Here is a 13,616-nt window from a genome sequence, read left to right as displayed (position 1 = left end):
GAAAAAATGATTAAAGAACCTTTAGTTTATATAATTATTGTTAACTATAACGGATATCAAGATACTATTGAATGTGTCAATAGCTTAAAAAAAATAACTTATAACAACATTGAAATTATAGTAGTAGATAATGCTTCTACAAACAATTCTTATAATCTATTAGATACAGAATTAGACAACTGTACTATTTTAAAAAGTAATAGTAATAATGGATTTAGTGCAGGAAATAATATAGGGATTAAATATGCTTTAGAAAAAAAAGCAGAGTATATTTTATTGCTTAATAATGACACTATAGTAGATAAAAATTTTTTGAATCCATTAATTGAAGCTATGAGTGATTCATTAGTTGGAATTTCAGCAGGGAAAATATATTATTATGATAGAAAAAAAGTGATTTGGTCTGCTGGTGGATATTTGAATAGATTAAAAGCATTGGGATGTCATTATGGGATGAACTCACCAGATTTACAGAAATTCAATATAAAAAGAGAAGTATCTTTCTTAACGGGGTGTTGTCAACTAATAAGAAGTAGCATATTTGATGAAATAGGATTATATGACGAAGACTATTTTTTATATTTAGAAGATGCTGATTATTGTTTGAAAGTATTAAAATCAGGATATAAAATGATTTATGAGCCTAAAAGTGTAATATATCATAAAGTAAGTTCAAGTGTTGAGGAATTTAGTGAAATGTACCTATATTACTTTACTAGAAATAGATTAATGTTTATGAATAAAATTGAATATAGGGTGGGAATTAAATTTATATCACTTACTTATTTTATTTTTACTAGATTAATATCAATTTTGAAATATAGACAAAAAAGCAAGGCAATTCTAAGAGGGATAGAAGATTATTATGACAATAAGATAGGAAAAAGTTTTTGAAAAAGTAAGTAGGAGTAGTTATGAAAAGTTTTGTTACTATATTTCCTAATTTTAGGGTTAGTCATAGATATAAAGATGTTGGAATGATACCTGATATATTAGGTAAATATTATGATTGTTCATTACTAACATATGAAAGAAATGTAGATTGTGGAAGTATGGATGGACTTAAAATTAAATATGTAAAAAGAATAATTGGAAATGAGATAATAGATATTTCATTAAATCTTATTTCAATAGCTAAAAAAATTGATATTTTAAATTTATATCACTTTACAAGGAAATCATTGCTTTTTATAGGAATTTACAAATTAATAAATTGGAATGGACAAGTTTTTCTTAAATTAGATGCAAATATAGAGAATTTAAGAAAAATTCGTAATATGAGTAAATTTGATAAGTTTATTCTTAAAAGGTGTAATATTATTTCAGTTGAAACTAAGTATATATATAATGAGTTAAAAAGAGATTTACCATCATTAAAAATAAGATATATTCCTAATGGAACACAGATATCAAAAAAAAGTTTTGATAAAAATAATAAAAAAAATATAATCTGTACAGTGGGGAGATTGGGAATATATGAAAAAGGGACAGAAATACTATTAAATGCATTTATAAAAGTACATAAAAAAATAGATAATTGGGAATTACATTTAGTTGGGCCAATGACAAAAGAATTCAGACAATATATAGAAAAAAAATTTTTTGAACAACCTTATTTAGTAGATAAAATTAAGATATATGGAGAAGTTAATGATAGAAATGAATTATTTGATATATATAATAAGTCAAAAATATTTTGTTTGCCATCAAGAAGTGAATCTTTTGGAATAGCGGCAGTTGAAGCTATGAGTATGGGATGTTATGTAATTATGTCTAATATTATTAGTGCTGAAGATATAACATTGAATGGAACGATAGGAAGCATTTTTGATATAGATGATGTAACTGCATTAGCAGAATTAATGACAAATGTTTGCAGCAAAGATGAAAAATTTTTTAATTATATGAGTGAAAAAATTTTTGATACATTTAAAAATAATTTTAATTATTCAAAAATATGCAGAAATATAAATGAATATTTAGAAGGAGAAAATAGTGAAGAAGATTATAAATAATTTTCAACTGATGCTGATTGCTCTCAGTATAATTATGAATGAAGGTTTTTTTTATTTATTAGGGAGTACAGAAACTACAGTTGAAAAAAATCTAAGCTATGTAATAGCAATTGGAATATTTTATGTTTTTGTATTAATATATAAAAAAATGTGGAAAAATTTTAATTTTAGATACCATATAATAGCACTGGTTATATTGATTTTTATTTCTCCTTTTAATACAGATTATATATATGGACAACCTGTATATATTGGATATAAATTGATAATTTGCTATACTATGTATTTAAATTATTTTTTTGTAAGCTATTTTATAAATAAAAACAACAAAAATAAGGAAATATTTATTAAAACTTTAATTTGCATAAGTATTTGTGGGGGATTGTTGTATATTTTACAATATTATCAATATCCCCAAATAATATTGAAAGGGCTTGATTATAGGTTAAATTTTAGATTTGATAAGCCAAGACTTTATGTTGGAACAATATTATTTTCAATAGCATTTTTTTTAAGTTTTACAAAGTTAATTTTTGGAGAAAAATCTAAATTTAAAAGCAAAATCTTTCATGTTATTTCATGTGTAATTAATATTTTAGTCTTAGTAATTGTTATTAAAACTAGGACTATAGTTATTTCGCTTACAATATGTGCAATGATTTTGGTGTTTATTAAAATCAAGAATTCAAAATTTACAAAGTCAATAATATTTGTTGTGTGTTGTGTACCAATAAGTATCAGTTTATTAAATTCAACTACCATACAGAATATGCTAGAATTAACGCAGAATAATGATTTAAGTATATCTGCAAGAGTAAATGAAATAGAATTCTACAAGGAACAATTTACCTCAAATCCAATCATGGGGAGAGGGGAAGTTCATAAGATTTTATTTTCAAATATTGATGGAAATGCATATAAAATGTATCTTGATGATTTAGGGATTATGGGCTTTTTTGTAAAGTTTGGATTGATTGGAGCTTTTATCATACTATTAATTATTTTTAAAATAATTAATATATGTAAAATTAGAACAAAAATTAAAACAGATAAATATTTTATAATTATTATGTTTATTTATTTAGGAATTGTAGGATTGTTTATTCCATATTTAGATTTTCCAGATAGTATTTTATACATTTCTATTGTTTTAGCATATGCAGATAATTTAAAATTACAAGAATTAAGATAAGGAGAAAAAATGGATTTATCTATAATAATAGTTACTTATAATAGTGAAAGTTATATTGAAAATTGTATTTATTCTATACTAAAAACAACAAAAGAAATTAAATATGAAATTATCGTAGTTGACAATTCTTCTAAAGATAGGACGGTAGAAAAAGTAAAAAGCATAAAATCAGAAGTTTTAAAAGTAATTGAATCTCAAAACAGGGGGTTTAATTATGGAAATAATAGGGGCATTGAGATTGCAAATGGAAAATATATATGTTTATTAAATCCAGATACAATAGTTTGCAATAATGCATTTTACATATTAAAGAGAGAGATGGATTTAGATAGTTCATTGGGACTTTGTGGTGGTAAGTTACTTGATGTAGATGGGAGAGAAAATATTACATTTGGATGTTTTCCAAGTATAAAACAAGCCCTTATGAAAGCTTGTTTTATTAGGAAAGATAAATATTACAAAGCTAATGTAAAGTCAAAAAAATTTTATGTTGATTACCCAATAGGGGCTGACTTTTTTTTCAGGAAAGAGATTATAAGAGAAATTGGAATGTTAGACGAAAATTATTTTTTATATTTTGATGAAACAGATTTTGCATTTAGGATAAGAAAAGCTGGATTTAAAGCATGTATATTAACTGAGGCTAAGATTATACATTTACAAGGAAAAAGTACTGAAGATATTAGTGAATTTGCAAGCCAGAAGTTCTTAGAGAGTTTCGTATATTATAATAAAAAGTTTTTAAATAAACGGCAGACTTCTACACTATGTGCAATAAACATTATTTTTAATATGGAAATGTGTCTTTTGAAATACATTTTAAAGAAAGGAGATTATAAGTATAACTTAAGAGCTATAGATTTTTATAAAACTACGTTTAAAGAAGTTCTAACAAAATAAGTAATAGAAAGTTGATAAGTTATGAATATTTTAAAAAACTATATTTACAACACATTATATCAAATATTGGCCATAATCATTCCTTTGATAACTATGCCATATATTACAAGAATTTTTAATCCAGATCAGCTAGGTTTAAATTCATATTCTTTATCCATTGCAAATTATTTTATACTTTTTGGAACATTAGGTATGAGTATGTATGGAAATAGACAAATCGCTTATGTAAGAGATGATTCCCAAAAGTTAAATAAAACATTTTGGAGTCTATTTTTTATGAAATTATGTACTTGTATAATAGCCATAATTTTATATTATATGTTAATATTTGCGACAATTAATGAGAATAAAATTATTTACATAATACAAGGTATAAGTATTTTTTGTGTAATATTTGATATTTCTTGGTTATACGCTGGATTAGAAGATTTTAAAAGGGTTGTTTTAAGAAATATTATAGTTAAATTAATTAGTGTAATTTTAATTTTTTCAGTAATAAAAAGTCAAGAAGATTTAGTTATGTATATTTCTATAACAATAATAGCTACAATTTTAGGAACAATTGTTATGTGGATAAATATGCCCAAGTCTTTATTAAAGATTGATGTTGATATTATCTTGATTAAATCTCATTTAAAGCCATTAATTGGGCTATTTATTCCACAAATTTCAATTCAAGTTTATGGATTATTATCAAGAACTATGATTGGATGGTTGTCAGCAACAGAGCAAGTGGCATATTATGATTATTCACAAAGAATAATACAGATTATTATAACTTTAATAAACTCAGTAGGAACTGTTTTGATGCCAAGAGTAGCTAATATAATAAGTAATGGTAATCATAGAGAAGTTAGGCTATTAATAAATAAATCTTTTAAATATATTTCCTATATATCTATTCCAATGAGTTGTGGTTTATCAATAGTAGGAATATCATTTGTTCAATGGTTTTTAGGTAGAAATTATTATGATGTAGGAATTTTAATAAGTTTAACATCGATAATAATAATCCCAGTTTCATGGGCTAATATCATAGGTGTGCAATATTTAGTTGCAGGTAAAAAAGAAAATATATATACTATTTCAATTATTATTTCAGCAATATTTAATTTTATAATTAATCTAATTACTATTGGAAAGTTAGGTGCATATGGAGCATCTATTTCATTAATTTTTGCAGAATGGATTGGAGTGATAATCCAAATGGTTTTAGTTAGAAAAGAACTAGATATAAAAAATATGATTAAAGGAGTTATAAAATATATAATTGCAACTATACCAATGAGTATAATTGTTTATTTAATTGGATGTGTGTTGAGTGCAACTTTTATAACCAATGTTATACAAGTTAGTATAGGTTTTTGTATATATGTATTAATTTTATTTCTATTAAAGGATGAAGTACAAAAAGATGTTATTAATAAATTTATAAATTTGTTAATAAAAAAAGTTGATAAAAAAATTTCGGCATAGGACAAGAGTTGTATATGTTAAATAGAGAGGGGAAATATGAAAGTACGTGAATCAAACTTTGAATTACTAAGAATAATTTGTATGTATATGATAATAGTTCATCATGTACTTGTCTATGGTATTAGATTAGATACACTTAATATAAATAGTGTCAATTTTATAGTTTGTAATTTTCTTAATTCAATAACAATTGTAGCTGTAAATGTATATGTACTAATAAGCGGATATTTTATGATAGAAAATAAATTCAAGTGGAATAAAGTTATAAAGCTTCATGGAAAAGTCCTGTTTTATTCATTATCAATATCAATTATTTTTTGGTTGTTTAGATTAGAAGAATTTAATTTGATATCTTTGTTTAAAAGCTTACTACCAATAATAACATTTCAATGGTGGTTTATAAGTTATTATTTAGTTTTATATATTTTATCACCATATATTAATAAAATGTTAAACCAATTGAATACAAAAGAATTTAATATACTTATAATTATTTTAATATGTATATTTGTAATTTGGCCTACAGGGGCAGTATTTATAGGTACAATAAATCCTGTGAGTTCTAGAACAGGGTATGATTTATTTAATTTTTTACTGTTTTATGTGTGTGGAGCTTATATAAAGAAAAATGATATTAAAATTATAAATAAATATTACTATTTATTTAGTTATATCTTTTGTGCTGTAATATTAAGTTTGATTAATTTTTTTATATCTGATTATAAGAATAAGTTTTCAGATATATATAATTATAATTTTATAATTATATATATTGCTTCAATTAGTATGTTTTTGTTCTTTAAAAAAATTAAGATTTCTAATAATTATTCAGAAAAAATTAATTCTATTGCATCAATGACCTTGTCTGTTTATTTGATACATGAACAAAGAATGATCAGAGAAGTTATCTATAATCTATTTAAAAATGAAAAAATTTTGAATAATTTAATTTTTATAGCATATTTAATAATAGGTTCTATGATTATTTTTTTTGTTTGCATTATTATTGATAAAGTTAGAATGTATACATATTATGTTGTTAAATTAATTTTTTGTAAAAAATACAAACATTAAAAGTATTAATTTTGGAATGATATATAATTTAAGTTTGTATCTTTATATTTAAATTATGATGAAAAAATAGAAAGTTAGAGTATTTCTAACTTTCTATTTTTTATATACAGTTTTAGATAAGTCATGTACTTTCAATAAAAAATACAAAGATTAATTTTAAAATATTGAATTTTTAAAGAACTGAAGTATTAGAATAGGCATATAATAACAAGTAAATTATAGTGGTAAAAAGTACCAGGATGTATTAGTTAAATAGTTACTGTACAGGAGAGCGTAAATGAATATTTTAAGTCATATAGTGAAAGCTAAAAAAACGAATTATAGTTATATGGGAAAAATCGAACTTTTATTAAATTTATATGTTGAAAAAAACAATATAAAAAATGAACTTTCCATAGAATTGTGCCAGAGTAATACAGTATTAAATATAATGTGTCCACCATATCCATTAACGCCAGCTAAAGGAGATGGAACAGAAGAAAGCGCTAATATACAGGCTATAATAGATTATGCAATTTTTAATGGATATGGAACAGTTTATTGTCCCAAGCCTAGTGTGGGATATAAATGCAATAATAAAATAGTTGTACCTATAGACAAAATTAGCTTAATTGGGGAAGCATCAATTTTTGATTTTAGAGGGAATAATGATGAATATTGTTTTAGATTGAAATGTGAATCTGCTTATATTAACAGATATACGCATAAAAATATATTTGAAGGAATACAAATAAATCCTTATTTAGAGCGAGATGAAAATAACAATATAGTAAGAATTCAATCTATAGGAATATATATAGATGGTAGTGATTTAGTAAAAGAGTATGTTTCGCAAGATAATTTTACTGTTAAAAGATGTGGTATATTTTCTTGCAAATATGGTGTTAAATTTGGTAGCCATGTTTGGAGATTAAAGTTTGAAGACAATTTATTCTTATGGAATGAATATCATATATATGAGGATGATTATCAAATTGATTCAGGAGAAAATATACATTTTACAAGTTGTATGTTTGCAGATGGTAGTGGAAAAATAGATGTTGCTTCATTTTTAGAATTAATGTTTGACAATTGCAGTTTTAATACAACATATTTATATTTCAGAAATGGATCTACAGGGCGTTTTAATCATTGTCATTTTGAAAATCCTCCATCAACAAGTAAACATATCATAACTCCGTTTTTGGAGGTACATGGAGATGCATTTGTTGTTATTGATTCATCAAGTATTATATTAAATGATAATATTTGTGATATACCACCAATATTAGTGGCTAATAGTAATCATCTAGGTGGTATAGTAATACAAAATTGTCTACTACCATTAGATATAAAGTATTATAACATAAGTGCTTATATAAAGTTGAAAACCGCTTTAACATTTATAAGTGGAATCAATAGAGTAAAAGCAATAAATAATCATGTTGCATTAGGTTCAAAAATGCATGTACCTATTGCACAAACATTAAATTTAATAAACAATGCGGATTGTGAACAAAATGATAATTATATTCCTATAAAGCAAGAAAGTAAAAGTAGTGGAAGCATATATCTATCAACTAATAATCCATTCCATTTTGGAAGATCTTTAGAAATAAAATGTACAAATATGCAAAATTTTTATGGGTTTATCGATATTCCAGTAAGTTCAAATGATATAGTAAGTTATTCACTTGCTTACAAAATAAAAAGTGGATATGGCAGTTTTGTAACAGATTTCAGATTTATTCGAGAGAATGGGGAGGAAATTCCTATGCCATATTTATATGATAATACAAGCACAAATTTTGTTCAAATAGGTGCAACTAATGAATGGAGTTTATTGGCTAATGAAAAAATGACGCCACCTGGGGCAAAATATTGTAGAATAATATTCCAGGTATTAAATACAAAGCAAAATAATTCAAGTGAAGATAGTACTGTAGTAAACTTAGATCAAATAATTATTAATAAGCAATAAATTGGTGCAAATTTATTTTTATAATAATGCTATTTACTAATATTAAGGTGTATGATAATGTTGCTGATATTGAAAAAATAAGAAGACTCGAATTTATTTATCCGAGTCTTCTTGCTTCTATTTAATATTTATATTTTCAGAAAGTTTAGGACCAAACCAAGCAGTATGTTCTTTGATCATTTGCATACTTAATGTGTAATTACCAGAAGTACTAAGAGCAACTATTGAGAAAGTAAAAGTTGCAATTTCACCAGGATTAGTAACTTTAGCTAAATTAATTCTAGAAGAGACATTAAGTTTTGAAATGTCATCAAAAAGTCCTAATTTAGTATTAACTAAGTCATCCCAAGTTTGGGAACCTGTATTTCTAATTTTAACAGTACAATTATAGGTTTGTCCTGGTGTCATAGAAGTAGGAATATCAGAACTAACTATTTCAGATGACAAAGCTGGAGCAACAATAATACTTTTAGAAAGCTTAGGACCAAACCAAGCAGTATGTTCTTTGATCATTTGCATACTTAATGTGTAATTATCAGAAGTACTAGGAGCAACTATTGAGAAAGTAAAAGTTGCAATTTCACCAGGATTGGTGACTTTAGTTAAATTAATTCTAGAAGAAACATTAAGTTTTGAAATGTCATCAAAAAGTCCTAATTTAGTATTAACTAAGTCATCCCAAATTTGGGAACCTGTATTTTTAATTTTAATAGTACAATTATAAGTTTGCCCAGGAAACATATAAGTAGGTATATCAGAGCTAATTATCTCAGATGACAAGGCTGGAGCAACAATAATACTTTTAGAAAGTTTAGCACCAAACCAAGTATCATTTTCTTTGATCATTTGCATACTTAATGTGTAATTACCAGAAGTACTAGGGGCAACTATTGAAAAAGTAAAAGTTGCAATTTCACCAGGATTGGTGACTTTAGTTAAATTAATTCTAGAAGAAACATTAAGTTTTGAAATGTCATCAAAAAGTCCTAATTTAGTATTAGATAAGTCGTCCCAAGCTTGAGAACTTGTATTTTTAATTTTAACAGTACAATTATAGGTTTGCCCTGGTGTCATGGAAGTAGGAATATCAGAACTAACTATTTCAGATGACAATGTTGGAGCAACAATAATACTTTTAGAAAGTTTTGTACCAAACCAAGCAGTATGTTCCTTAATCATTTGAATACTTAATGTGTAATTACCAGAAGTACTAGGAGCAACTATTGAAAAAGTAAAAGTTGCAATTTCACCAGGATTGGTGACTTTAGTTAAATTAATTCTAGAAGAGACATTAAGTTTTGAAATGTCATCAAAAAGTCCTAATTTAGTATTAACTAAGTCATCCCAAGTTTGGGAACCTGTATTTTTAATTTTAACAGTACAATTATAGGTTTGCCCTGGGGTCATAGAAGTAGGAATATCAGAACTAACTATTTCAGAAGACAAAGCTGGAGCAACAATAATACTTTTAGAAAGTTTAGGTCCAAACCAAGCAGTATGTTCTTTGATCATTTGCATACTTAATGTGCAATTACCAGAAGTACTAGGAGCAACTATTGAAAAAGTAAAAGTTGCAATTTCACCAGGATTGGTGACTTTAGTTAAATTAATTCTAGAAGAAACATTAAGTTTTGAAATGTCATCAAAAAGTCCTAATTTAGTATTAACTAAGTCATCCCAAGTTTGGGAACCTGTATTTTTAATTTTAACAGTACAATTATAGGTTTGCCCTGGGGTCATAGAAGTAGGAATATCAGAACTAACTATTTCAGAAGATAAGGCTGGTGCATTTAAAGTATTTATACTCTTATCCACAAACGTATACCTAATTTTATCAGTATTATTATCAGCCAACTTAACAGAAGTAGTAACCCCATTCAAAGACAAATTATCAATACTATTAGTAGTCTTCAAATTAATAGTTCCAGCCTTAAGAATCTTAGCTTTAATAATAGCAATAGAGCCACTTCCACTTATAGGAGTATCAGAACCAGTTAAAGTTGTAGCGATACAAACTTGTCCATTTCCTTTTTTACATTTAGTAGGCTCAACTTTTCTAGAAGAGAATAAGTTTCCAGTACTAACATCTTGAACTTCAATCAAACTTGTATCATAAACAAAGTCAACTCCTGCACCATAAAGGTTACTAGCAGAAGATACATTAATATTAATGTATATAATACTTCCCACAGTTGGTGATCCTGTAACATCATAAGAGATTGCAGGAGAAGCAGATGCTGTAAGTTCCTTACTAAGTCCTTCTGTAGAATTTTTAGCTGCAACAGCTGTATTAAGCCCATCTTTTAAAGCAGCCGATGTATTACCTGCAGCAATAGCTGGCTTTGTGTTTTTCGTGGCACTACTTGGACTATATGTAGATGCTGAAGCTGTAGCACTTGGAAGTGATAATTGTGTTAAAAAAATCAATGCACATGAAACAGTACATATCTTTTTAATTAAATTATTTTTCATCATAAATTTAGTTTCCCCCTTTTTTCAATAATTATCAACACATTATATATTTTATAAGTTTTGCCACAAAATGTATAGGAAAAGTTATCATTCTAATGTGAACAAGAAAAAATAGAAGAATTTTAGGGGGAGCCTCTTTGTAAAAATTAATTCCTTCATTATATCAAAAAATCCAATCATTATATTTCTATGGACAATGTACCTTTCTTTAGATAAAGATTTAAAAATATAGAATTTTTATTTAACAAAAACGAGAAAATGTCGAGTTGTTGAAATAAAAGTAAAAATAATATTTTGGTATTAAATACAGTACAAATTTCTTAACAAATTATAAAATAGGTGATATAATTAACTCAAAGAATGCGAAATGTGTCGTTTCGACGGTTAATATGGAGGCAAACGATGAAAGATGAAAATATTAAGTTAGAAGACATAATGCATGCTATAAAGAGTAGATGGTTTCTTATTGTAGGGGTAACGCTAATAACAACAGCACTAGCTACTGCACTAAGTTTATATGGGATAGAACCTAAATATCAAGCTAGCACAAAATTATTTGTTGGGAAAGAAGTTAGCCAAGAATCAGTGGATGGTAACTATGATAGTAATGAAGTTCAAATGTATCAAAAACTTTTAAAGACTTATTCTGATGTAATTCTAACCAAAGATTTAGTGGGTAAATCTTTGGCGAATAGAAATATTGATTTAAAAGTGGACAATGTACTAAGTAATTTAAATGTAGTTCCAAAGCCTGATACACAAATAATGGTTATAAGTTATGTAAGTACAGATAAGCAGAAAACTAGAGATGTAGTAGCTGCTGTTACAGATGAATTTATAAAAACATCAAAAGAGCTAATTTCTAATGTAAGTGTAAAAGTAGTAGAAACAGTTACATTACCTGAAAATCCAATAAGTCCAAATAAAAAAGTAAATATAGCTGTAGGTTTTATGTTAGGTTTAATGATTAGTGTGGGAATATCAATCTTACTTGAATTTATGGACAATACCTTTAAGAATAAGGAACAAATTGAAAACTTACTAAAAACATCAACTCTTGGAACTATACCGAATTTTGAAAGGAAGAGATAAAGGAGTAGATAATGTTTATAGTTGAGAAGAAACCGCAATCAATTTTTGCTGAATCATATAGAACTTTAAGAACTAATATTCAATATTCATCTTTTGATAAGGATATAAAGATAATAGTTGTTACAAGTTCAGAAGCAGGGGAAGGGAAATCCACGACAGCAGGGAATTTAGCCTTAGCTTTTGCAGAGGCTAAAAAAAGGACAATACTTATAGATTGCAACTTAAGGAATCCAACACTTAATAAACAGTTTAAAACTTCAGGGTTATTAGGACTTTCAGATATTTTAATAGGAAAGAATAATATTTATTCAGCAATACATAAGCATAATGAATATTTAAGTGTAATGACTTCAGGAACAATACCACCAAATCCAGCAGAAATGCTATCTTCAAGGACAATGGAAAAATTACTGCAAGAACTTAAAGAACATTTTCAAATAATAATTTTAGATTCATCAGCACTTAATGATTATAGTGATGCTCAAATCCTTTCAACTAAAGCTGATGGAGTAATTTTGGTGGTAAAAGCTCGTAAAACAAAAAGAAATAAAGTATTTGATGCAAAAGCACTATTAGATAAGGTTGGGGTTAATTTATTAGGTGTTGTATTAAATGAAGTAAAAAGTAGAAAAAAAGAAGGTAAAAATTAGACAAGCTTAATTTAAATCAAAGGATAAAATTTATCACTGCAAAGATAAAATTTATTATAAATAAAAAATTTAATAAATGAAAATAGTCATTTTTAACTATGTGGGAGGGTTTAAAATGCAAAATACTGAGTTAATGAAAAAAGAAGTGGTACTTAAGAAAGAGTATGAAAAAATTGAAGTAAGTTATTCATTTTTTAAGAGATTAATAGATATAGTTTTTTCTCTTTTTGGAATACTATTATTAGCACCTCTTTTAATCGTTGTAATTGCAGCTATAAAACTTGAAAGTAAAGGGAATGTTGTATTTGTACAAAAAAGGGTAGGTTTAAAAGGGAAAGAGTTTAAAATGTATAAGTTTAGGTCTATGGTTGTAAATGCAGAAGAACTTAAGGAAAAGCTTAAAGAGCAAAATGAAATGACTGGTCCTATGTTTAAAATGAAAAAAGATCCTAGAATTACTAAAGTAGGAGCGTTCATTAGAAAAACTAGTATAGACGAATTACCACAACTTTTTAATGTTTTAAAGGGTGAAATGAGCTTAGTTGGACCAAGACCATCACTTCCTGATGAAGTTAAAGAGTTTGAACCTTGGATGATGGAAAGATTTAGTGTTAAGCCTGGATTAACTTGTTATTGGCAAGTGTCTGGAAGAAACAATATAGGTTTTCAAGAATGGATGCAACTTGATGTTAAGTATGTTAGAGATAAGAGCATTTTTCTTGATATAAAGTTAATTTTAAAAACATTCTTATTACTTTTTGGAGATAAAAATGCCAGCTAGGAGG

General features: G+C 26.1%; 11 protein-coding genes. 10 read left to right on the top strand and 1 reads right to left on the bottom strand.

Features of this window, described 5'->3' with window-relative positions; translation table 11 throughout:
- Positions 1–6 precede the first annotated feature (6 nt).
- From NNC19_RS13295 to NNC19_RS13265, 7 genes are all read left to right on the top strand, one after another.
- Positions 7–894, top strand: coding sequence for a glycosyltransferase family 2 protein (locus tag NNC19_RS13295; protein ID WP_310939152.1), 888 nt, complete (start codon positions 7–9; stop codon positions 892–894).
- Between the two features lie 20 nt (positions 895–914).
- Positions 915–2,015, top strand: coding sequence for a glycosyltransferase family 4 protein (locus NNC19_RS13290; protein WP_310939151.1), 1,101 nt, complete (start codon positions 915–917; stop codon positions 2,013–2,015).
- Positions 1,996–3,207, top strand: a complete 1,212-nt coding sequence (locus tag NNC19_RS13285) for a hypothetical protein (RefSeq protein ID WP_310939150.1) — start codon at positions 1,996–1,998, stop codon at positions 3,205–3,207. The genes NNC19_RS13290 and NNC19_RS13285 overlap by 20 nt, the downstream gene beginning before the upstream one ends.
- 9 nt (positions 3,208–3,216) lie before the next feature.
- Positions 3,217–4,107, top strand: coding sequence for a glycosyltransferase family 2 protein (locus NNC19_RS13280; RefSeq protein WP_310939149.1), 891 nt, complete (start codon positions 3,217–3,219; stop codon positions 4,105–4,107).
- A gap of 21 nt (positions 4,108–4,128) precedes the next feature.
- Positions 4,129–5,583: an oligosaccharide flippase family protein gene (locus NNC19_RS13275; protein ID WP_310939148.1), complete on the top strand. Its 1,455-nt coding sequence runs from the start codon at positions 4,129–4,131 to the stop codon at positions 5,581–5,583.
- Between the two features lie 36 nt (positions 5,584–5,619).
- Positions 5,620–6,657 (top strand): acyltransferase family protein, encoded by a 1,038-nt coding sequence (locus NNC19_RS13270; protein ID WP_310939147.1) that lies wholly within the window; start codon positions 5,620–5,622, stop codon positions 6,655–6,657.
- A 277-nt stretch (positions 6,658–6,934) separates the two neighbouring features.
- Positions 6,935–8,617 carry a hypothetical protein gene (locus NNC19_RS13265; RefSeq protein WP_310939146.1) on the top strand — a complete coding sequence of 561 codons (1,683 nt, stop codon included), beginning with the start codon at positions 6,935–6,937 and terminating at the stop codon, positions 8,615–8,617.
- A 117-nt stretch (positions 8,618–8,734) separates the two neighbouring features.
- Here the strand turns inward: NNC19_RS13265 and NNC19_RS13260 are convergent, their stop codons facing one another.
- Entirely contained in the window at positions 8,735–11,092 is a 2,358-nt protein-coding gene (locus NNC19_RS13260; protein ID WP_310939145.1) for an NBR1-Ig-like domain-containing protein, read from the bottom strand.
- Positions 11,093–11,491: 399 nt separating this feature from the next.
- On the opposite strand from NNC19_RS13260, the gene NNC19_RS13255 reads away from it, so the two are divergent.
- The 3 genes from NNC19_RS13255 to NNC19_RS13245 all read left to right on the top strand — a co-directional run bounded on the left by NNC19_RS13255 (position 11,492) and on the right by NNC19_RS13245 (position 13,612).
- Positions 11,492–12,181 carry a Wzz/FepE/Etk N-terminal domain-containing protein gene (locus NNC19_RS13255; protein WP_310939144.1) on the top strand — a complete coding sequence of 230 codons (690 nt, stop codon included), beginning with the start codon at positions 11,492–11,494 and terminating at the stop codon, positions 12,179–12,181.
- Positions 12,182–12,192: 11 nt separating this feature from the next.
- Positions 12,193–12,831: a CpsD/CapB family tyrosine-protein kinase gene (locus tag NNC19_RS13250; protein WP_310939143.1), complete on the top strand. Its 639-nt coding sequence runs from the start codon at positions 12,193–12,195 to the stop codon at positions 12,829–12,831.
- Between the two features lie 133 nt (positions 12,832–12,964).
- Positions 12,965–13,612: a sugar transferase gene (locus NNC19_RS13245; protein WP_396136426.1), complete on the top strand. Its 648-nt coding sequence runs from the start codon at positions 12,965–12,967 to the stop codon at positions 13,610–13,612.
- The last annotated feature ends 4 nt before the right edge of the window (positions 13,613–13,616 follow it).

Origin of the sequence: Clostridium sp. SHJSY1 (assembly GCF_031626875.1) — a bacterium.
In the GTDB taxonomy this organism is placed as follows: domain Bacteria; phylum Bacillota; class Clostridia; order Clostridiales; family Clostridiaceae; genus Clostridium.
This window is presented reverse-complemented; position numbering and strand designations above follow the sequence as displayed.

Coding starts and splice junctions, on each gene's coding strand:
- NNC19_RS13295 (WP_310939152.1), top strand. CDS start 7: ATGATTAAAGAACCTTTAGTTTATATAATTATTGTTAACTATAACGGA.
- NNC19_RS13290 (WP_310939151.1), top strand. CDS start 915: ATGAAAAGTTTTGTTACTATATTTCCTAATTTTAGGGTTAGTCATAGA.
- NNC19_RS13280 (WP_310939149.1), top strand. CDS start 3,217: ATGGATTTATCTATAATAATAGTTACTTATAATAGTGAAAGTTATATT.
- NNC19_RS13275 (WP_310939148.1), top strand. CDS start 4,129: ATGAATATTTTAAAAAACTATATTTACAACACATTATATCAAATATTG.
- NNC19_RS13270 (WP_310939147.1), top strand. CDS start 5,620: ATGAAAGTACGTGAATCAAACTTTGAATTACTAAGAATAATTTGTATG.
- NNC19_RS13265 (WP_310939146.1), top strand. CDS start 6,935: ATGAATATTTTAAGTCATATAGTGAAAGCTAAAAAAACGAATTATAGT.
- NNC19_RS13260 (WP_310939145.1), bottom strand. CDS start 11,092: ATGATGAAAAATAATTTAATTAAAAAGATATGTACTGTTTCATGTGCA.
- NNC19_RS13255 (WP_310939144.1), top strand. CDS start 11,492: ATGAAAGATGAAAATATTAAGTTAGAAGACATAATGCATGCTATAAAG.
- NNC19_RS13250 (WP_310939143.1), top strand. CDS start 12,193: ATGTTTATAGTTGAGAAGAAACCGCAATCAATTTTTGCTGAATCATAT.
- NNC19_RS13245 (WP_396136426.1), top strand. CDS start 12,965: ATGAAAAAAGAAGTGGTACTTAAGAAAGAGTATGAAAAAATTGAAGTA.